The following is a 20,753-nucleotide window of genomic DNA, read 5'->3' as shown; positions in this document are numbered from 1 at the left end:
GCGTCGTTCCCGCCTCTCATCGCGGTCTACGCGAGACAGCAACACCAGGATCGTACCGACCCAGATGACAAGAAACACAAACACCAGAGCAATCGCTTCCTGGCTGGCCATACTGCAATTTTATGCCGGAAAGGGCATCACGGGGCGACATCAAGCAGATCTACGGGATTCGGCTCCGGCCGCGGCGGGACGGCCTTCGACGGTGTGCCAGCCGCCGCGCTCGTGTTATGCGGTGCACCCGCTGGTGAACCGCCCGGTCCGCTCTCCGCTCCTGGCGCAGCACCCGCCTTTCAGGGCGGTCCAGCCTGGAAAGCAACAGCAGAATCGTGCCGGCCCAGATAATTGCCATCACAAATACCAGTGCGATCGCTTCCTCGGGGCGCATATGGCAATTTTATGCCTTGGAGCGTGTCAGGGATCCAAGGCGCGTCACTATTCTTGCCGGCTCAGGTTTTTCTCGGCCACCTTATGGATGCGGCGCACAGCACGGCTGAGGACATCCAGAGGGCACCGCCCGGTCCCGCCGGCGCGGCAAGGAGGCCGGCACCGATCGGCAAGGCAACCTGTCCGAGCCGGTTGCCCAGCAGCCTCAGCGCCAAAGCCGCGCCGCGGGCATCGGGAGGGACGGCCTGGGTGATCAGGGTCATCGTTATCGGTTGCCCCAAGCCGAGGAAGAACCCGGCAGCGGCCAGAAGGATGCCGGCTACAACTGGGTTGTCGAACAGCCAAGGCAGGATGGCCAGACCAATGCCGGCACCAGCAAGGCTCGAGGTAACGAGACCGGTTCTGCTCCAGCGGGACAGCAGGACGGGCAGGAGAAGGCGGGACGAAATCGACGCCGCCGCCCGGACCGCCAGCAGGACTCCAATTCCAACGGGAGCAATGCCGGTCTCTTCCCCCAAAAGAGGAAGAAAGGCAACAATGATGTCGGTTGTGGCAAGCAGGGCAAGGCTGGCGATCATGTTGGTCTTGACGGTGCGGACTCCCAGGAGGTGCACCACTGACGTCGGCCGGGAAGGCGCGGATGCCGCTGAGATGTTTGCCCGGGCTCGGGGTGTTGCCGTTGCCGATGCACCTAATGCGACCGGAACCGCGAACAGGGCGATGGCCCCGGCGAGGAGCAGCGCCAAATTGGCGTCTGTGAGCCGGGTTTCGGCAGATACGTTTCCAGCGGACCCCATGGCCAGGCCCGCGACGAGTGGGCCCATGAGCTGCCCGAGTGAGAATGCGGCCGTGAACCATCCGAAGGCTGCGTCCATTTGGCTCAGCGGGACGAACCTCGCGATGGCGGACTGGCCGGCAATCGTGAAGCACAGGTGTCCCATCCCGAGCACGGCACTGGCCAACGCCACCAAGAGCAGGGATGGGGCAGAGGAGAGCAGGAAAGGACCGGCAGACAGCAACAGCGTCCCGACGACCGTGATGCCCCGGAGCGACGCTCGGCGATCGGACATCCGACCCAGCCAAAGCGCGAAGGCCACTGGTAGGAGCGCGAAGGAGGCAGATGTCAGCCCGACCATCACCGAGTCACCGCCAAGGGCAAGCACCTTATAGGAGATCAGGGGACGGGCAAGGTTAAGAGCCATCTGGCACAGCACGGCGGCGGCGATCAGCATCCACAGCCACCGCCGCGGCCCCCTTTCGGGCTTTGGCAGCCCCGTCACCGGAAGTCAGCGGTGGTGTCTTTTGCGACCTCCAGGAGCGTGGTCTGGAAGGCTATTTCAGCGGCCGCGCGTACCCTGTCATGTCGGTGGGCCAGGAGCACCCGTCGGGATGGTGCGCTGCTTCCGAGCGAAACGATGCTGACGCCGGGGTGCTTATTGACCACGGCAGTTCTAGGTGCCAAGGCGATCCCCAGACCAACGCTCACCATGGCCTGGGCTTCCTGGTAATCATTGGCATGGAAGGCGATACGGGGCGTGAATCCTGCTGCGCGGGCGCTTCGGTGCAGCACTTCGACGACGGGATGCGCCTCTTCACGCACAATCCATTCCTCAGCAGCCAGGTCTGCCATGTCCACGTGCTTCCGGCGTGCCAATCGGTGGTCCTTGCCCACGATCAGGGCCGTCGCGTCCTCGAACACGGTGGTCAGGGCAAAGTCCTCCGGGTTTATCCGGTTCCACTCGTAGTCCCAAAGGAGGGACATTCCCACCTGGCCGTTCTCGAGCATTTCAATAAGCTCCCCGAAGCGGCTACTGCGGACGTGCAACTCGATCGCCGGGTATTCCTTCTTGAACCTGCTAATCACCACGGGGAGGAACGAACCGCCCAGGGTGGGGAATGTTCCCATCGTGAGGCTTCCGCGGTTGAGCCCGGCGATTTCCGCCAGGTCAGCCTCGGCCGCGGCCATCTGCCGCAGGATCCGGCGGGTGTGCGAGGCGAGAACATGCCCGGCATCGGTGGGAACCATCCCCCGGGTTTGTCGCTGCAGAAGGGGTTGGCCGATTTCGGCTTCGAGCCGCCGAAGCTGCTGGGACACTCCTGACGGAGAATACACATGCTTCTCCGCAGCGGCAGTGATTGAACCGAGTTCCACCACATCAAGCAGTAACTCAAGTCTGCGCACGTTCAACAAGGCGGCTCCTTTTGAAGTATTTGTTATGCCCCCCACAGCATTCTACGTATTCCGTTCACGCTCGGCACGTTTCAAGGACCCGTGACGACGGAGAAGCATTGTGGCCGCGGCGAATTTACATGCCGAGCCGCGTGAAAGCACCAGTGATTGAAGCAATAGTGCATACTCCTGCAAGATCTGGCGTTTGTAATTCATCTGAGGTTCGCATCACACTTGTACCAGCCGGACAGGCTTGTCGGCCCAACGAAGGGCCCAGGAAGGTATGGAAAGCAATCATGTACAAAATCCCAGCAGTGTGGATGCGGGGCGGCACCAGCAAGTGCTGGGTCTTCGAATGGGACAACCTTCAGGTTCCCGGAAAGAGTGTGGACGAAGTTCTCCTGCGCCTTTTCGGCAGCCCCGACAACCGCCAGGTCGACGGTGTCGGCGGCGGAACGTCCACGACGAGCAAAGCTGTCATCCTCTCCCGCTCCCTCACAGACGACGCTGACGTCGACTACACGTTTGCCCAGGTCGCCATCGATGAGCAGAAAGTGGACTGGGGAAGCAACTGTGGCAACTGCTCGGCAGTCGTTGCACCGTATGCCATTGAACGAGGTTGGGTCTCCCCGGGCCAGCAGAGCACATCGGTCAGGACCCTGAACACCAACACCGACCAGCTCATCCTGCAGAAGGTTCCCACGCCGAACGGCGAGCTCCAGGACCCCGGAACCCAAATGATTCCGGGCGTGCCGTTCCCCGGACTGGCGGTTGGCATGGGCTTCCTCGATCCTGCGGGCAGGACCACCGGAAAGCTGTTCCCCACCGGAGAACCGCTGGACAAAGTGACCTTTGACGGGCAGGAGGTACCGGCCACGCTCATTGACGCCGGCGCTCCCCTGATCATCCTCGACGCCGTCTCCATCGGCCTGACTGGCCACGAGACCGCCGCTGACATCGATGGCCAGGCGGCACTCCTCGTCCACCTTGACGATGTACGCCGAGATGCTGCCGTCCGCATGGGCCTTGCGGCCACTAGGGCAGAGGCGGCACGCGCCATTCCAAAGCTTGCACTCGTGGCCAGGGCATCGCCGAACGACGAAGCTGACCTTATCGTCCGCATGCTATCCATGGGCAAACTTCACCCCGCTCTCGCAATCACCGGAAGTGTGGCGCTCACCATGGCTGCGCAGCACGAGGGCACCGTGGTCCGGGACCTGCTGTCCATGGATCCTTCATCCGGCCTCGTCATGCGCACGCCTGCAGGCGTCGTTCAGACCTGGGCGGAACTACGTGACGGCGTCCCCGTCGTCGGCACGCTTCGAAGCGCCCGCCGCATAGCTGACGCAGAACTGCTGCTTCCAGGCACCTGGTAAGCGGAACCCAACAAAGCCTTCCCCTTCCTGGTACGCCGCATTGGTGTTGCATGGTGGTAGGCACTTAATCAAAGGACCCCTCAATGACGAGCAGTAAGTCATCCTTGGAGCCGCCCGGAACTTCCCGGGAAGGCAGCGTCGGACAGACCGAGCAGCCCGATCCGCCCAAACACTCCCGACGGACCGTCCTAGCCGCCGTCGGTGCCTTCGCACTACTTGGCACGGCGACCACTGTCCTCGGCGGGAGCCTTCTGAACCCACCGTCCAGCACGGAAGACGGAGACTTCAGCGGCGAAACGCTTGAGTTCCTCATCCCCCTTGCCTCTGGCGGCGGAACAGACACCTGGGCTCGATTCATCGGGACGGAACTGACAAACTACGTCCCTGGACGTCCCGGGTTCGCACCCGTGAACGAAGCTGGCGGAGAAGGCATTCTGGGAACCAACAGGTTCGCCCGCTCAGCCAAGACAGACGGTACCGAAATCCTCGTCGGCACGGCATCCACCGTTGTGCCATGGGTCTTGGGACGCTCGGCGGTCAAGTACTCCTTCGAAGACCTGAAACCTGTCGTCGTCAACGGAACAGGCGGAGTCATCTACGCCCGGGCCGAAGCCGGCGTAGCCGGCCTTCAGGACCTGATCAACCGGGATACACCACTGGAATTTGGCGGCATCAGTGCCACGGGCCTGGACATCACTACCTTGGTGGCTTTCGACCTGCTCGAAGCCGATGTCACAAGTACCTTTGGCTTTGAAGGCCGAGGACCCGTCAACCTGGCCCTCCAGCGCGGTGAAATCGACCTCGACTACCAGACCACCTCCGCCTACGCGTCTGCAGTCGCTGGCATCGCCAAGGAAGGCAAAGCCGTCGTCCTCATGTCCTTCGGCCAGCTGAACGATGCGGGGGAAGTTGTCCGTGACCCGAACTTCCCTGACGTGCCCACGGTCGCGGAAGCCTACGAAACGCTCCACGGAAAGAAGCCCTCCGGCGAAAAGTACGAGGCCTACAAGACCCTTCTCGGACTGACCTACACCTACCAAAAGGGACTGTGGGTCCCACAGGAGACCCCGGAGAACGCCTACAGGCTGCTGCGCGAATCCAGCGAAAAGCTCGGCACCGATCCCGGATTCCAGGAAAAGGCTTCCAAAGTCCTCGGCGGCTATCCCCTGGTAGCCGACCCCGGCGTGGCAGACCGCGTCCGGGACGCCTACACAGTCAGCAGCTCCGTACGGTCCTATGTCACTGGGCTGCTCGCGGACAAATACAACATCCACGTTGAATAAGGACCATCATGCTTGACTCCGCAATGGCAGCGCTGGCATCCCTCGCTGATCCTTCCCTTCTCATCATGCTCCTCATCGGCACCGTCGCCGGTCTGATCATGGGCCTCATTCCGGGATTGGGCGGCACCGGCGCCGTGGCGATCCTGCTACCCATCACGTTCGGCATGGAGCCGCCCCAGGCACTGGCGCTCCTTATCGGCGCCCTGGCCGTTGTCCATACCTCGGACACCGTCTCCGCGGTACTGCTCGGTGCCCCAGGGTCCGCCTCGGCCAGCGTCACGATGCTGGACGGATATTCCATGGCGAAGAAAGGGCAGGCTGCACGCGCGCTGACCCTGGCCTTCCTCTCCTCCATGGCCGGCGGCATCATCGGCGCCATCGGCCTGACCCTGGCCATACCCCTCGCCCGACCGCTGGTCCTTTCCTTCGCCAGCCCCGAGCTCTTTATGCTCACCGTCCTCGGTGTAGCTTTGGCCGCGGTCCTGTCCCGCGGAAACATCATCAAGGGAGTCTCCGCAGGCCTCCTCGGTCTGGTGCTCGGCATGGTCGGAACCTCACCGACCACCGCGGAAGAACGCTTCACTTTCGGCAGCCTCTTCCTCGGCGACGGCCTGTCACTCGTAGCCGTCGCATTGGGCATCTTCGGCCTCGCCGAGATCGCCTCACGTGCAAGTCAGCGCCGCGGACAGAAGGAAACCATCACCCTCGGCGGCGGCTGGGGCCAAGGCATCCGCGAGTGGCTCACCCACTGGACCCAGGTTATTCGCGGAGCCCTGATCGGCATCTGGGCCGGCGTCCTGCCCGGCGTCGGCGCCACCGCCGGAACCTGGCTGGCCTACGGCCAGGCCGTCGCAACCGCCAAAGACAAGCGCCAGTTCGGCAAGGGAGACCCCCGCGGCATTGTTGGCCCCGAATCAGCCAACAACTCGGTGGAAGCCGGCGACCTGATCCCCACGCTATTGTTCGGCATCCCCGGCGGCGTCCCCTCAGCCATGCTGCTCGGCATGCTTCTTACCTACGGCATCCAGCCCGGACCTTCCATCATCACCGAACACCTTGACCTGATGTATCTGATCGTTTGGTCCTTCGCGATCGCTTCGATCCTGGGCGCGCTGTTCTGCTTCCTGAGCGTCAAGCAGCTCGCCAAGCTCACCAAGGTCCCCTTCGCAGTTCTGGCAGCAGGCCTGGTGGCCATCATGCTCCTGGGGTCCTTCCAGGAAGGCGGCCAGCTCGGCGACCTCTGGATCATGATCATCCTGGGCGTCTTCGGCTGGCTGTTGAAGTCCACCGGATTCCCCAGGGCACCTTTCCTCATCGGCTTCGTCTTGGCCATCCCGCTGGAACGCTACTACTTCCTCACGGACAGCCTGTACGAAGGATTCGACTGGATGGCGCGCCCCGGCGTCCTGGCCTTCCTGGCAATCCTGATCCTCCCGATAATCTGGGCCTTCATCAAGTTCATCCGTGCGCGCCGCCATACCAACCTGGATGACGGTCACCGGGACGAACAGCCCGAGGACGACGAAGCTCCGCTCAAGAATTCAACCTGGTCCCTCGCCGCGTCAGCGATCTTCGCCCTCGCCTTCGCCGCAGCCCTGATCTCATCCACCTCCTTCTCACCGGAGGCACGGCTCGTCCCGCAGCTGGTGAGCACCGGTGGCCTCGTGTTCTCCGGAATCTTGCTGTTCATCGAGATCCGGACTCGTCTTCGGGCCAAGGCCAGGAGCGCAGGGTGGACGCTCGATGCCGGCTTCGCACTCAAAACCTTCGCCTGGATGACAGGATTCCTGGCCCTCACCGCAGCCTTCGGATACCTGATCGCGGTAACCATCTTCATCCCCGCGTTCCTGCTGGTGGTCGCAAGGGCACGGCTAAAGGTCGCCGTCATCTACACCGGAGTCCTGTACATCGTGCTCCTTGCCCTTCCCTCCCTACTGCCAATCGATTTGCCCCAGGGCTGGCTCAACACCCTGGTTTAGTACTCAGACGCCACATTGAAAGCCATTGGAGAAAACACATGACGGTACTCGTAGCCTATGCACCCGCACCGGAAGGCAGGGAGGCGCTCACAGAGGGCATCAAAGAAGCCCATCTGAGAAAGGCCGACCTGCTAATCGTGAATATCGGACGTGGACACCACGACCTGGAGGCGCAGGAACTGCACGAACTGGAAGCCCAGCTGACCGCCGCCGGCCTTGCCCTGACCATCGAATCCTCTGTCCTGGCCGATCCGGGGGACGCAGTGATCCAGATTGCCCAGGAACGAAACGTCGACATGATCGTCATTGGACTCAGGCACCGGTCCATGGTGGGCAAGCTCATCCTTGGCAGCACCGTCCAACGGATACTGCTTGACTCCACCTGCCCCGTGCTTGCCGTCCGGGCGGACAAACTCTGACGCGACGCCATTTGACTGCCGGCCCAAACGTCCGGCACGCGTGCTGCCGTCCCGCACTCCATCGCAACAGGTAGCCCGAAGGACGGGCGCGAGGACTACGCAGCATGCAAAGGAGGCAGGGGGACACACTGTCGCCCTGCCTCCTCTAATGACTATTCCCCCGCACGGTCCATTCCTCAGACGATCTCTCGATCAAGGAGACCTCCATGAATTACCGTCCCCGCCCGGCCAACCCGCATATGGGATCCCCGACTCTGCAGCCAGTTCCCAACTGGTCCAAACTGTCCCGCACCGATGAAGTCGAGATCCACTGCAACGGCCGGCCTGTAACTTCAGGACGGATCGACATGCTTGCCATGGACGGCAGCATGCTCTGGCTACAACAGAATGAAGGGAGAGGCCGAGCACTCTTCCTTCGCAGCGACGGGTTGCGCGTTTATCGGCTGCCCGTCAGTCGAGACACGTAGAGCCTGGGCAACGTCCCCCTCCCCAAGCCCTCGGCAGCGCCGTCGAGGCCTCCCTCGCAGGAGCCACCCAATGAGGAGAACCCACCATGACTAAGACTGCGGACCGAACTGTCGCCCCCTCGGCCGACACCCGCGACGACCTTTCCGCGCGTCCTGACCGTCGCCGCCGTATCCTGCTCGTGGCGGTGGCCGCATTCGCGGTCCTGGGTCTGGCCGCCCTTCTGCTAGGGGGTACGCTCTTCAGCCCGGCGGCGACGGCGGAATCTGAACCGACCATGACCGCCGTCCAGATCATCCCGCTCGTCGTCCTCGTCGTGATGTTCGTCGTCGCCACGAAATGGCCGCTGAACATCGGGGTGATGGGGCTTGTCGCATCCTTCGGCGTCGGCTACTTCATGCTCGGAATGACAGACAAGGAGATCCTCGCGGAGTTCCCCGCCAGCATCGTCCTAACAATCATCGGGGTTACTTACTTTTTCGGCATGGCGCAAAAGAACGGCACGATCGACGTCATCGTCCAAACCTGCGTGCGCCTCGTCAGAGGAAAGACACTGCTGCTCCCGTGGGTGTTCTTCCTCATGGCTGCCGCCCTGACGGCACTGGGCACTTTCTCCCCGGCCGCCGTCGCCCTGCTGGCACCGGCCGCCATCGGATTTGCCTACGAATCCCGCATCCATCCGGTACTGATGGGCGCGTTCATCATCAACGGAGCCCACGCAGGCGGCTTCTCTCCGCTGTCCGTGGCCGGAGTTCTGGTGCACGACATCGCCATTGAGAACGGCTTCCCCATCTCCCAAGGCGCACTCTTCGCCGCCAGCTTCGCGCTTAACCTCATCCTCTCCGTACTGACCATTGTTCTCTTTGCCCTCCTTGGCAAACTGCGCGACGGCAGGGGCGGCCAGCACTTCGAACTCGACGCTTCCCGTACAAGCCGTCCACACGGCCAGCAGATCCTCACACTGGTGCTGATCGCAGCGATGCTCGTATGCACCCTGGGGTTCCACATGCCCATCGGCTTTGTCGCCCTCTCCGCCGGACTCCTGCTGGCACTGATCAACATCAAGGAACACCAGACCTTCATCGGCGGCATCTCCTGGTCCACGGTGTTGCTGGTGGCCGGCATGATCACCTACGTCTCCCTGCTCCAGCACGTGGGCGTCATCGACACCCTCGCTGAGCAAGCCCTGGCCCTTGGCGCTCCCCTGCTCATCGCGCTGGTCCTCTGCTACGTGATCGGCGTCGGCTCGGCCTTCGCTTCGTCAACAGCTTTGCTCACCGCCTTCATCCCCATGGCCGGCCCGCTCCTGGCCACCAGCTCGTTGAGCGCCTCTGGAACAGTCGCCGCCCTGGCCATCGCCGCAACCGTTGTGGACGTCTCCCCCTTCTCCACTGACGGCGCCCTGATCGTCGCCAACGCCCGCGACGACGACAGGCAGCGCGTGTACCGCCAGCTGATGATGTACGCCGGCGCAGTCGTGCTGGTCGCCCCGCTGCTGGCGTGGGCCATGCTGGTACCCACCGGCATTATGTGACGGTCCCGCCCCGCCGGTCAGGAAGGGAGCGACGCCGTCACCAACCGCCGCGCGTCGGCGTATGCCCCTTTCGGGCATCGTCGGGCATTGCCATTTCGGCCCGCAGGCCCAGGAGGCGGATCGGGCGGCCCGCTTCGATTGCGGCTGCGAGGTCCAACGCCCGCGCGAGGATTTCATTCCGGTCGAATGTCTCGGGAATCTTCCTCGCGTGGGTCTTGGTGAAAAACGGCGCGTACCGAACCTTGAGGGTCAGCCCAATCACGGGCCGTCCTTCGGCCACAACATCCTCAAGGACACGCGCTGTCAGCTCCCTCACGGCGTCGTCCACCTGGGCGGGCTCGGTCAGATCCCGCTGGAAGGTGGTCTCCCGGCTATGCCCGCGGGCAACCCACGGGGTGTCGTCCACAACGCTGGCGCCATCCCCGCGTCCGAGCTCCGCATACCAGGGACCCATCCTGGGGCCGAACTCCGGGACCAGGTCTTGGGGGTCGGACGCGGCGAGCTCGGCGACGGTGTTGATGCCGAGTTTGGCCAGCCGGCCCGATACTTTGGTTCCTACGCCCCACAACTCCTTGGTGGGCCGACTGCCCATGACGTCGAGCCAGTTTGCGGCAGTGAGACGGAAGACGCCGGCTGGCTTGCCGAAACCGGTGGCAACCTTGGCGCGGACCAAGGTGTCGCCGATGCCCACGCTGCAATGCAGCTGCGTCCGCTCCAGGACAGCGGCCTGCACCTGCCGGGCATAGGCTTCCGGGTTCTCTGTCTCAGTGCCTACAAAGGCTTCATCCCAACCCAGCACCTGCACGGTGGCGCCGGGCTGCGCGCGCAGGGTGGCCATCACCGTTTCAGACGCCGCGAGGTAAGCCTCCTGATCGACGGGCAGGATCACCACGTCGGGCACTTTCCGGGCCGCAATGCGCAAGGGCATTCCCGAACCCACGCCGAACGCCCTGGCTTCGTAAGATGCTGTCGACACCACAGCCCGTTCCGTGGGATCGCCCCGACCGCCGACAATGATCGGCTTGCCCGCGAGCTCCGGCCGCCGGAGCACTTCGACCGCCGCGATGAACTGGTCGAGATCGACGTGCAACACCCACCGGATTCCACTCACGCCACCAGTCTGCCCTAAACATCCCCGGCTGGCATCGGCTCTCCCGCAGGCTTGGCGCTGACCCAGAGCACGCCCGTGATGACTGCCGCGGGGATCCGCGATTTCCGGTTACCGGAAATGCGGGCAGTCAACCGGGCTGTTTCAGCGCCTCAATGGGGAGGATAATAAGTAGTGGATCACCGGGGCTGGGCCGGCGGCGGTGCCGCCTGTCTGAGACCAGGGCGGTGTCCCCCCAGCCGTCGTCGGCCCTTTGGGCGAGGAAATTTGCACGGACGGGCTGCGCTACAACTATTGCCTCCGCCCTAAGATGGCTGACATGGAAGAGCAGGACCTTGCCGACGTCGCCGGGCGTCTGTATGCGCTGCCCCTCGACGACTTTGTGACAGCCCGCACCGCCGCTGCGAAGGCTGCCGCGGCCGAATCCAACCGCTTGCTCTCCCAAGCCATCAAGGCCCTCCCCAAGCCCTCCGCCGCCGCCTGGGCGGTCAACATGCTGGCGCACCACCGGCCGGATGCAGTGCGGGAACTGCGCAACCTTGGAGAGACGATGCAGAGCGCACAGGCCGCGCTCGACGCCGCGGCCCTGCGGGAGCTGTCACGGGAGCGGCGCAAGCTCCTCGCCGAAGCCGTCAGCGCCGCCCGGCTCGCTGCGGAGCAGCAGGGCCGCGCCGTCAGCGGACCGGTGGCCTCGGAAGTGGAAGAAACGCTGCGGGCAGCCACTGCAGACGCGGCGGCCGCCGCTGCTGTCCAGAGCGGCATGCTCCTGCGGGTTCTCACGGCCGACGGCGTGGACCGGGTTGATCTCGCCGGCGCTGTCGCCGTTCCTTCCGCCCTCGGGCGGGTGCCCGAGCCGCCCGTACGGCCGCGCGCGACGCCAGCGGCCCAGAAACCAGAAACTCCGCGCGCTGCCGGTGGCCGGTCAGGGCAACCGTCGAAGTCCAGGCGCCCGCCTGCGGACGCGCCGGAGAAACCCCGGCTGCAGGCGGTGGGACGAGCGCCCCGCCCGCCGTCGCCCTCCATCCTGGACAAGGCCCTGGCCGCCCTTGAGGAGGCCGAGTCAGCGGCGGCATCAGCCGCGGCGGAGACCGAAACCCGGGAAGAAGCCTTCCAGGCGGCGTCCGGCGAGTTCACACGCCTGACAGCAGAAGTCAGCGAGGCCAAGCAGCGGCTAAAGGCATTGGAAGCCTCGCTGGAGGCCGTCCGGAAGGACCGCGAGGCGGCGGCAGCGGAGGCGAAACAGGCGGCCCGGGCCGCCGAACGGAGCCGGCGGACGGCGGACCTGGCGAAGGAACGGGTGCTCCGGCTACGCAACACACCGGACTGAAGAACAAAAAATGTCAGACCCCGGCTGCACCATGGAGTCATGGAAATGAACCAGGAATTCCACGTCACGTTCTTCGAAGCCGACAGCGGCCGGATCCGGACCGAAGTCTTTGATACCGCTGCCGACGCCGAGCGGTTTATGAGCCGCTGCCTCTCCAGTGAGGACGACTGGGCCACTGTCGATGCTGTAGCCGTCCGCCAGGACCAGCTGGCAGCCTAGCAGGGACCGGCGCCCGGTCCGCAAGGCCCCCGCCTTATGCTGACAAAGGCCCCGCGCCGCTCAATCGAGCTGCCGTAACGGCAGTTTCAGCGGGACGGGGCCAGCGCCGCGGACGGCGCGCCTGACGATCAGGCGAAGTCAGAGACGGCAGGATCAGGTCCGATGCGTCCCGACCCGGCGGCCGTGCGGTCCAGGCCGTTGATGGCTTCAACGTCCCCCGCATCCAGGGTGATGTTCAGCGCTTCAAAGTTCTCCCGGATCCGCGACTCGGTGACGGACTTGGGGATGACCACGTTGCCGATGGCCAGGTGCCAGGCGATGACCACCTGGGCGGGCGTGGCACCGTGCTTGTCCGCGAGTGCGGTGATGGTGGCATCCTCCAGGAGCTCGCCGCCCTGCCCCAGCGGCGACCAGGCCTGGGTCAGAATGCCCTTGGACGCGTTGAACTCCCGGAGCTCGGCCTGGTTGAAGAAGGGGTGCAGTTCCACCTGGTTGATGGCGGGCACCACGCTGGTTTCGTCGATGATGCGCTGCAGTCCCTCAATCGTGAAGTTGGAGACGCCAATGGACTTCACCCTGCCGCGCTTCTGCAGCTCAATCAGGGCCTTCCAGGTGTCCACGTACTTCTCCTGCTTCGGCTGGAGCCAGTGGATCAGGTACAGGTCCAGCGTTTCGAGACCCAGCCGCTCCATGGATTCTTCGAACGCCGCGAGCGTCGACTCGTAGCCCTGGTCGGAGTTCCACAGCTTCGTCGTGATGAAGATTTCCTCCGGCGACAGCCCGGAGCTGGCGATGGCCCGGCCCACCCCGGACTCATTACCGTAGATCTTGGCCGTGTCGATGTGGCGGAACCCTGCCTGGAAGGCCTGGAAGACGACCTTTTCAGCAACGTCGTCTTCCACCTGCCATACCCCGTAGCCAAGCTGGGGAATCGTGTTTCCGTCATTGAATGTCAGTGTCGGTGAAGGAGTCATCCATCCATCCTGCCAACACTCCCGCCGGGATGCAGCCGCTGGGCGAAAGCTAAGCTAGGCGCTTAATGCCCGCAGGCGGGAATATTTTGACCGGTTCAGGCTTCGGCAAGCAGGCGCTCCGCGTCCGCCACCTGTTCGAAGACGGTCTCTGCCCGCCGCCAGACCGAAGCCGCTCCCACGGGAACCGGGCCGACCGCCAGCCGCAGCATCGCTGCCGCCTCCGCGGTGGCCGCCAGCGAGTTTCCCGCCTTCGACAGAGCACGGTGGACACCGGCCAGCGAGTGCGGGATATCCAGACCGTCGCTGGGGGAACGCTGCTGCGCCTCAACGCAGACCATCCGGACCCGCCCGGATAATCCCGCCAGCTCGTTCGCTATTTCGACAAGTTCGGCATACAGCTGCTCATCCTCCACGCCCTCGAGGACCTGGTGGTAGCGGTCCAGCCCCCGGTGAAAGCGGTCGTTGGCTCGGCGCCATAGCCCCTTACCCAGTTCGGCGTCGTCTTTCCGCCCTTGCCGGGCAGCGGTGAAGAACCCCAAGCCGGACCTACAGGTACTGGCCGGGGCCGTGGTCAGGTTCTTCCTGCCGGCCCGGTTTAAGCGGATCGGAGACCGGCTGAGGGGCCTTGGCCCGCTGCGGTTCGCCGTTCTCTCCGATGACTACCCCGGGCGCAATGACCGTCCCCGGAGGAAGCTGCCTCAACTGCATCTGCGCCATGGCGTGTTCCCGTGCCGCGTGCTGGGCCGCTATGGCCGTTTGAATGCCGTGGAACAGTCCTTCAAGCCAGCCGACCAGCTGGGCCTGGGCGATGCGTAGTTCGGCGTCAGACGGCGTCCCGTCCTCCGGGAAAGGCAGACTGATCCGTTCCAGCTCGGCCACGAGTTCCGGGGCCAGTCCGTCTTCAAGCTCCTTGATGGAGCGTTCGTGAATTTCGGCCAGCCTGCCGCGCGCGGCGTCGTCCAGCGGCGCCGACTTCACCTCTTCAAGCAACTGGCGGATCATGGTGCCGATGCGCATCACCTTGGCCGGCTCATCCACGAGGTCCTGAAGGCTGCTTCCCCGAGGTTTGGCCGGCTCCGCGGGCTTGTCGCCATCGGCAGGGACTGCCTCGACATCAATGGTGGTGCCTTCCACGACGGGCACGTCGTCACCCGGCCGCGCCGCCTGGAAACCGGCGCCTGAGTCAACCGCAGGGCCGGTTTGAGTGTCGTTCGGATCGCTCATGCGTTCATACTCTCACGAGCCCGGAACACGGAGTCCAGTCAATGAAGCTCCTTGACCAGGATTTCGCCTTCGTCCGTAGCGAAACCGCATTTCCGGTAGAAGCCGACGGCAGAAGTGTCGGCAGGCACCCAGACGTCACGCACCCCGTTGGCCCGCATCCACTCCTCCATGGCGGCGATCAGCGCCCGCCCGATCCCCTGTCTGCGGTAACCGGCACGGGTGCCCATCTCCATGAGGAGCAGTTCGGCCCATGGGCCGTGAGTACGACGGCGCTGCACACAGCAATGCAAGAAGCCCACCGTCAGGTCTTCGACCTGAGCCAGCCAGAACAGGACGGTGGGATCCGCAAGGAAGTCCCTGGCGCCGTCGGGCGTTAACGCAACCGACGGCGCCACGGCGGGATCTTCATCGAACAGGTTGTCCGTCTCCGCCAGGGCATTGAGCGACGCGCCGGCCTCCGGCCCGATCCTGCGGATCGACAGCCCGGCGGCGGGGACCCTCATGGTCAACAGCACCGTCCCTGCGGGTTGCTGTCCTGCCGGTCGGTCCGGTCCCGCCAGAATTCCCGCTCCGTCATGGGCTGGCTCGAGTGCCCGGAGGCGGAGTGGTGCTCCAGGTACTTCTGGTAGGCATCAGCCCCCATCACTCCGCCAAGGTACCGGGCGAATCCCCGGAAGCTTTCGGCAATCGCGCTCATGGCCGGCTCCGCATCAGTGGTGCGCGGACTTTTCGAGCCGCAGCTCCGCCGGAAGTTTGTTCCACTCGGCCATCAGTTCCCGCTCGGCGGCCGTCGGAATCAACCCAGCGGGCGCGTAGCCCCTGGACGGAACAGCTGGGTCCTCGTGGTCATCATGGCGGATGCCGGCAGCCTCGTGGCGGAAGGCCTTCACAGTGGCGATCACAGCCGTGATGATGACGATGATGCTCAGCAGGACGAAGATCACGGACAACCACCCCTGGATCATGGTGTTGCGGACCACGGCCTCCATGGCGGCGACGGTCTTCGCTGTCCCGAACTCAGTCTTCCCGTCCGCCAGGGCCTTGGAGAAGGCCGCATTGTTGGCGAAGTAGCCCACGGCCGGAACGGGCGAGAAGATCTTCTGGAAGCTCGCGGTGATGGTGACCACGGCCGCGAACGCCAGCGGCAGGGCCACAATCCAGAGGTACTTGAATGAGCCGCGCTTGGCCGCGATGGCCATGCAGACAGACAGGGCGATGGCGGCCAGCAACTGGTTCGCTATGCCGAACAGCGGGAACAGGGTGTTGATGCCGCCCAGCGGGTCGGTGACGCCCATCAGCAGCACCGCGCCCCACGCGCCGACCATTATCGCCGTGCAGAGCCAGGCTCCCGGCCGCCACGAGTGCTCCTTGAACTTGGGAACGAAGTTGCCGATGGAGTCCTGCAGCATGAAGCGGGCCACGCGGGTTCCTGCGTCAACTGCGGTCAGGATGAACAGCGCCTCAAACATGATGGCGAAGTGGTACCAGAACGCCATCATGGCCGTGCCGCCGATGAACTGCTGCATGATGTGCGCCAGACCCACGGCCAGCGTGGGGGCACCGCCGGTGCGGGAGACGATGCTTTCCTCGCCGACGTTCCTGGCGGTTTCCGCCAGGAGATCCGGGGTGAGGTTCACGCCGGCGAGCCCCAGGCCGTTGACCCAGGTGGCGGCGGTTTCGACCGTGCCGCCTGTCAGGGCTGCGGGTGAGTTCATGGCGAAGTACAGTCCGCGGTCGATGGAGATGGCTGCCACGAGAGCCATGATGGCCACGAAGGATTCCATCAGCATGCCGCCGTAGCCGATGAGGCGGGTCTGGCGTTCCTTTTCGATCAGCTTCGGTGTGGTGCCGGAGGAGATCAGGGCGTGGAAGCCGGACAGCGCGCCGCAGGCAATCGTGACGAAGAGGAACGGGAACAGCGCCCCGGGGAACACCGGACCGTTCTCACGGCTGGCGAACTCGCTGAAGGCCGGCACGGTGATTTCCGGGCGGACCACGATGATGGCCAGCGCCAGCATGACAATGACGCCGATCTTCATGAACGTGGAGAGGTAGTCCCGGGGTGCCAGGAGGAGCCACACGGGCAGGATCGCGGCGATGAAGCCGTAGACGATGAGGCCCCACGCGATGGTGACCTTGTCCAGGTGGAAGAACGCGGCACCCCACTCGGTTTCCGCGACGATGCCGCCACCGATGATGGCTGCCATGAGCAGGACGAAGCCGATGAGCGAAACTTCCATGACTTTGCCGGGCCGGATAAACCGCAGGTAGACGCCCATGAACAGGGCGATCGGGATGGTCATTCCTACGGAGAAGACGCCCCACGGGCTTTCGCCGAGTGCGTTCACGACGACGAGCGCGAGGATGGCGACGATGATCACCATGATCAGCAGGGTGGCGACGAGGGCCGCCGTTCCGCCGATCACGCCGAGTTCTTCCCGGGCCATCTGGCCCAGGGAGCGGCCGCCGCGCCTCATCGAGAAGAACAGCACGAGGTAATCCTGGACGGCCCCGGCCAGCACGACGCCGATGATGATCCAGATGGTGCCGGGAAGGTAGCCCATCTGGGCCGCGATGACGGGTCCGACGAGTGGACCGGCGCCTGCGATGGCGGCAAAGTGATGGCCGAACAGGACGTTGCGGTCCGTACGGACATAGTCCTTGCCGTCCGCCTTGTACTCGGCCGGGGTGGCGCGCCGGTCGTTAGGCCGGGTGATGTAGCGTTCGATCACCTTCGAGTAGAAGCGGTAGCCGATCAGGTACGTACAGACGGAGGCAAACACGAACCAGATCGCGTTGACCGTTTCTCCACGAATGATCGCCAGCATGAACCAGGCCACGCCGCCCAGCAGCGCAATCGCCGCCCAGACGGCAATCTTCGTGGGCGTCCACTTCCGCTCTTCCGCTTCGCGGACCCCCTCGTCCACCGCGGTCGGCGGCAGCGACGGGTCTGGTGTCAGTTCCAGGTCGTCGTCCGCGGTCCGAGCCCTGCCGCCAGGCATGCTGCTCATGTCTCCTCCTCGAGATTAAAAATGTGGCAACCCTCTTAAGCGCACCCTACCAACGGGCGCCGCAAATCGATACGCTCTGTTGCCGGGTGCCGCCGGGCGCAGCGCCAGGCGGTCTTGGGTCAGCGCTCAGCGGTCACCGAAGCCGTCACCGAAGCCGGGGCCAGCTGCGCCATGCGCGCCTCGCAGAGGTCCAGCCAGCGGACCTCCGCCTCGGCGTGGAAGATGAGTGAATCCAGCACCAGCAGCCCCGCGAGGTCGGCGCCGCGCGGGCTGGCGGCCGTGTCCCGTCTGGACTTGGTGTACTCCTGCAGCACGGCCAGTGATGCTGCGCGCTGGGCCCGGATCACGGCAGTCACGTCCACACCTGGCAGCGTCAGGGCAAGGGACAGTTTGATGGCAAGTTCGTTGCGGGGCGGAGCGCTGCGCTCCACGGGCGAGGAGAACCAGGCCCGCACCTGGCCGGACCCTTCGTCCGTGATGCCGTAAACCACCTGGCTGCCGCCGCCGCCTCTTACCTTCCGGACCAGGCCATCACGTTCCAGCCGGTCAAGGGTGGTGTAGACCTGACCGATGTTCAGCGGCCAGGCCGAGCCTGTGCGTTCGTGGAACTCGCTCCGTAGCTGGTACCCGTACCGCGGCCTGTCGTGCAGCAGGGCCAGGAGACTGTGCCGGACGGACACTAGGTCACCAGCAGGATCTTGCCTACGTGCTCCCCCGAGTCGAAGTATTCGTGGGCGGCCCTGACCTGGTCCAAAGGAAACGTCTTGTCCACGAGGGGGTGGATGCGCCCGTCGGCGATGAGGGGCCACACGGCCTCCCGGACGGCTGTCATGATCACGCCCTTCTCTTCGACGGGCCTGGGCCGGAGCGCCGTGGCGACGACGGCCGCGCGCTTCCGCAGCAGCTGTCCCAGGTCCAGTTCGCCCTTGGCCCCGCCTTGCAGTCCGATGACGATGAGCCGCCCGTAGTCGGCCAGTGCGTCAACGTTCTGCTGCAGATACTTGGCACCCACCACGTCCAGGATCACGTCCGCGCCCTTGCCGCCGTTCTGGGCCCGGAGGCTCTCCGCGAAGTTCTCCTCCGCATAGTTGATGGCGATGTCTGCACCCAGGAAGGCCTTGGCGGTGCCCACTTTCTCATCGGTTCCGGCCGTCGCGGCAACAGTTGCCCCGATCGCCTTCGCAAACTGGATGGCCATGGTGCCGATCCCGCCGGTGGCGCCGTGGACCAGGACCGTTTCACCGGGCTGAAGCTGGGCGGTCATGATGAGGTTCGAATACACCGTCGCGGCAACCTCCGGGAGGGCCGCAGCGGTGACCAGGTCAACGCTGTCGGGAATTCTCACCACCTGCTCCGAGCGGACCGCCACCTGCTGGGCATATCCGCCGCCGGCCAGCAGCGCCACCACCTTGTCGCCGATGGAAAAAGGTTTCGTGACACCTGGGCCGAACCCGGCGATGCGGCCGGAAACTTCCAGCCCCGGAACTTCCGAGACGCCCGGGGGCGGTGGGTAGAAGCCCTTCCGCTGGTGCACGTCTGCGCGGTTCACGCCTGCCGCCACGACATCGATCAGGACTTCACCGTGCCCCGGCACCGGCGCCGGGACCTCCCGGATTTCCAGCATTTCCGGCCCGCCCGGCTCGGAGATGTAGACGGCTTTCATGGAGAACTCCCGATTTCCTAGCTGATTCCTGCCCCAAAAATAGTGGGCAGCGGCAGCAACCGCCACATTTCAGTTTTTGTTGCAGCCAACTGCCTATGAAACACTACTAGTCAGGGAAGGTTGTCCGAGCGGCCGAAGGAGCTGGTCTTGAAAACCAGTGTGCGGTAACCCCGTACCAAGAGTTCGAATCTCTTACCTTCCGCGCGGCGCACTATGCGCACGACAAGGGCCGGTGGGGCCAACCTCAGGGTTGGTGCCACCGGCCTTTTCCGCAGGCAGGTAGAGCGTGTACCCGGCGCCGGAAAACAGGTACCGGCGAGTACCGGTGCCCTGAAAATTCGAGTACGCACCACTCATGCGCAGACCACCCCCGCGGGCGTTCCATTGAAGGTACCAACGGTGCTCCTGCCCCGGTTCCGGGACAAGGGCACCATTCCACACCCGCCGCCGCTGTTGGGGGAGGTCGCCGTCGTGAGCAAGGCCGAGAAGCAGAGCCTGAGGTACTCGGACTACTACTGGTGCATGTCGCTCAAGGACTTCATCGAGTGGGTCGAGGCCGACGACGACAACGAACCCGGGACGTCGTTTTCCGACCGGACCTGACGGCGGAAACCATTGAAACTGTCATAGCCCCGGCATAGGGTCGGTCCTGTCTCCACATCCCTTGACCTGCGGACATGCATTCCCGCGGCACCCAAACAGGAGCTGACTATGCCTACCCCTGACATCACCCCCGGCGCGCCCTGCTGGATTGACCTGATGACCTCCAACACCGACACCGCGAAGCAGTTCTACGGCGAACTGTTCGGCTGGGAATTCCAGACCGGGGACGAGGAAAAGTACGGCGGGTACATCACTGCAAACAAGAACGGCAAGATGGTCGCGGGCATTATGCAAAAACCGGCGGACCAGGCTGCCATGCCCGATATGTGGTCCACGTACCTGCGCACCGACGATGCCGCAGCGACGGCCGCGGCTGTCACCGCAAACGGCGGCCAGGTGTACGTGGAACCCATGGACGTCCCCGAGCAGGGCCACATGGCAATCTTCGGCGACGTTTCCGGCGCCGCCATCGGAGCGTGGCAGCCGAGGGAAATGCGGGGGTATGAGCTGGTGGCCGAGAACGGCGCGCCCGCGTGGCACGAGCTGCACACCAAGGACTACGACGCCGCCGTGAAGTTCTACCAGGAGGTTTTTGGCTGGGACACGGACGTCATGAGCGATACCCCGGAGTTCCGCTACACCACGTTGGGGGCCGGTCAGGACGCCAAAGCCGGCATCATGGACGCCTCCGGCTACCTACCCGCCGAGGTCCCGTCCAACTGGCAGGTCTACTTCGCCGTGGGAAACGCCGACACCTCCGTCGAAAAGGCCGTCAGCATGGGCGGGGCTCTCGTGGACGGACCCGACGACACCCCCTTCGGGCGGCTGGCGACGCTGACAGACCCCACCGGCGCCATGTTCAAGATCGTGGCGGACACGGGCCAGGCAGCACAGGGCTGAGCGGCCCCCTGAGTTCACCAGAATAGATCCTCGAAAAAACTACCGGCCGGCAGCTGCCCATGAAGCTACCGGCCGGTAGTCTTTGTGCTGGCTGGGGGCAGTCCGTTCCGCTGG

The 20,753-nt window shown here is 64.5% G+C and carries 20 protein-coding genes and 1 tRNA gene; 10 read left to right on the top strand and 11 right to left on the bottom strand.

The features are described 5' to 3' along the window. Positions 1-446: 446 nt before the first annotated feature. Complete coding sequence (locus AC3A3W_RS08385; protein WP_487441871.1) at positions 447-1,616, bottom strand: MFS transporter; 1,170 nt, start codon at positions 1,614-1,616, stop codon at positions 447-449. 44 nt (positions 1,617-1,660) lie between these two features. Beyond that, complete coding sequence (locus AC3A3W_RS08380; protein ID WP_487441870.1) at positions 1,661-2,575, bottom strand: LysR substrate-binding domain-containing protein; 915 nt, start codon at positions 2,573-2,575, stop codon at positions 1,661-1,663. 275 nt (positions 2,576-2,850) lie between these two features. Between AC3A3W_RS08380 and AC3A3W_RS08375 the strand changes: the two genes are divergently transcribed. From AC3A3W_RS08375 to AC3A3W_RS08355, 5 genes are all read left to right on the top strand, one after another. Continuing rightward, entirely contained in the window at positions 2,851-3,930 is a 1,080-nt protein-coding gene (locus AC3A3W_RS08375; protein ID WP_487441869.1) for a PrpF domain-containing protein, read from the top strand. Between the two features lie 83 nt (positions 3,931-4,013). Beyond that, positions 4,014-5,213 (top strand): Bug family tripartite tricarboxylate transporter substrate binding protein, encoded by a 1,200-nt coding sequence (locus tag AC3A3W_RS08370; RefSeq protein WP_487441867.1) that lies wholly within the window; start codon positions 4,014-4,016, stop codon positions 5,211-5,213. Positions 5,214-5,221: 8 nt separating this feature from the next. Next, positions 5,222-7,192, top strand: a complete 1,971-nt coding sequence (locus AC3A3W_RS08365; protein ID WP_487441866.1) for a tripartite tricarboxylate transporter permease — start codon at positions 5,222-5,224, stop codon at positions 7,190-7,192. Positions 7,193-7,230: 38 nt separating this feature from the next. Next, complete coding sequence (locus AC3A3W_RS08360) at positions 7,231-7,611, top strand: universal stress protein (protein ID WP_487441864.1); 381 nt, start codon at positions 7,231-7,233, stop codon at positions 7,609-7,611. Between the two features lie 553 nt (positions 7,612-8,164). Further along, on the top strand, positions 8,165-9,610 hold the full coding sequence (locus AC3A3W_RS08355) for an SLC13 family permease (protein WP_487441863.1): 1,446 nt from the start codon (positions 8,165-8,167) through the stop codon (positions 9,608-9,610). 37 nt (positions 9,611-9,647) lie between these two features. On the opposite strand, the gene AC3A3W_RS08350 is transcribed toward AC3A3W_RS08355, so the two are convergent. Continuing rightward, a complete protein-coding gene (locus AC3A3W_RS08350) occupies positions 9,648-10,721 on the bottom strand; it encodes a DNA polymerase IV (protein ID WP_487441861.1) in 1,074 nt (357 codons plus the stop codon). 316 nt (positions 10,722-11,037) lie between these two features. Here AC3A3W_RS08350 and AC3A3W_RS08345 point away from each other — a divergent pair, with 316 nt between their 5' ends. Beyond that, positions 11,038-12,045 carry a hypothetical protein gene (locus AC3A3W_RS08345; protein ID WP_487441860.1) on the top strand — a complete coding sequence of 336 codons (1,008 nt, stop codon included), beginning with the start codon at positions 11,038-11,040 and terminating at the stop codon, positions 12,043-12,045. A gap of 39 nt (positions 12,046-12,084) precedes the next feature. Next, positions 12,085-12,264 carry a hypothetical protein gene (locus AC3A3W_RS08340; RefSeq protein ID WP_487441859.1) on the top strand — a complete coding sequence of 60 codons (180 nt, stop codon included), beginning with the start codon at positions 12,085-12,087 and terminating at the stop codon, positions 12,262-12,264. Between the two features lie 128 nt (positions 12,265-12,392). On the opposite strand, the gene AC3A3W_RS08335 is transcribed toward AC3A3W_RS08340, so the two are convergent. The 8 genes from AC3A3W_RS08335 to AC3A3W_RS08300 all read right to left on the bottom strand — a co-directional run bounded on the left by AC3A3W_RS08335 (position 12,393) and on the right by AC3A3W_RS08300 (position 19,136). Further along, positions 12,393-13,238 carry an aldo/keto reductase gene (locus AC3A3W_RS08335; protein ID WP_487441857.1) on the bottom strand — a complete coding sequence of 282 codons (846 nt, stop codon included), beginning with the start codon at positions 13,236-13,238 and terminating at the stop codon, positions 12,393-12,395. A 95-nt stretch (positions 13,239-13,333) separates the two neighbouring features. After that, positions 13,334-13,777, bottom strand: a complete 444-nt coding sequence (locus tag AC3A3W_RS08330; protein WP_487441856.1) for a hypothetical protein — start codon at positions 13,775-13,777, stop codon at positions 13,334-13,336. Positions 13,778-13,784: 7 nt separating this feature from the next. After that, the gene (locus tag AC3A3W_RS08325; protein WP_487441855.1) at positions 13,785-14,462 is read right to left on the bottom strand and encodes a bacterial proteasome activator family protein; all 678 of its coding nucleotides are present in this window, start codon (positions 14,460-14,462) and stop codon (positions 13,785-13,787) included. A 38-nt stretch (positions 14,463-14,500) separates the two neighbouring features. Further along, the gene (locus AC3A3W_RS08320) at positions 14,501-14,965 is read right to left on the bottom strand and encodes a GNAT family N-acetyltransferase (protein ID WP_487441853.1); all 465 of its coding nucleotides are present in this window, start codon (positions 14,963-14,965) and stop codon (positions 14,501-14,503) included. 2 nt (positions 14,966-14,967) lie between these two features. Beyond that, positions 14,968-15,159 carry a YbdD/YjiX family protein gene (locus tag AC3A3W_RS08315; RefSeq protein ID WP_487441851.1) on the bottom strand — a complete coding sequence of 64 codons (192 nt, stop codon included), beginning with the start codon at positions 15,157-15,159 and terminating at the stop codon, positions 14,968-14,970. A gap of 13 nt (positions 15,160-15,172) precedes the next feature. Further along, positions 15,173-17,473 (bottom strand): carbon starvation CstA family protein, encoded by a 2,301-nt coding sequence (locus AC3A3W_RS08310; protein WP_487441849.1) that lies wholly within the window; start codon positions 17,471-17,473, stop codon positions 15,173-15,175. A 119-nt stretch (positions 17,474-17,592) separates the two neighbouring features. After that, the gene (locus AC3A3W_RS08305; RefSeq protein ID WP_487441848.1) at positions 17,593-18,153 is read right to left on the bottom strand and encodes a PadR family transcriptional regulator; all 561 of its coding nucleotides are present in this window, start codon (positions 18,151-18,153) and stop codon (positions 17,593-17,595) included. Further along, entirely contained in the window at positions 18,153-19,136 is a 984-nt protein-coding gene (locus tag AC3A3W_RS08300) for an NAD(P)H-quinone oxidoreductase (protein ID WP_487441846.1), read from the bottom strand. The genes AC3A3W_RS08305 and AC3A3W_RS08300 overlap by 1 nt, the downstream gene beginning before the upstream one ends. Before the next feature lie 114 nt (positions 19,137-19,250). Between AC3A3W_RS08300 and AC3A3W_RS08295 the strand changes: the two genes are divergently transcribed. The 3 genes from AC3A3W_RS08295 (at position 19,251) to AC3A3W_RS08285 (ending at position 20,639) form a co-directional block, all read left to right on the top strand. Next, positions 19,251-19,338 (top strand) — tRNA-Ser (locus AC3A3W_RS08295). Between the two features lie 197 nt (positions 19,339-19,535). Then, the gene (locus tag AC3A3W_RS08290) at positions 19,536-19,739 is read left to right on the top strand and encodes a hypothetical protein (RefSeq protein ID WP_487441844.1); all 204 of its coding nucleotides are present in this window, start codon (positions 19,536-19,538) and stop codon (positions 19,737-19,739) included. 108 nt (positions 19,740-19,847) lie between these two features. Beyond that, positions 19,848-20,639, top strand: coding sequence for a VOC family protein (locus AC3A3W_RS08285; protein ID WP_487441842.1), 792 nt, complete (start codon positions 19,848-19,850; stop codon positions 20,637-20,639). The last annotated feature ends 114 nt before the right edge of the window (positions 20,640-20,753 follow it).

The sequence above is a fragment of the Arthrobacter sp. Soil_N43 genome (assembly GCF_057655195.1).
This window is presented reverse-complemented; position numbering and strand designations above follow the sequence as displayed.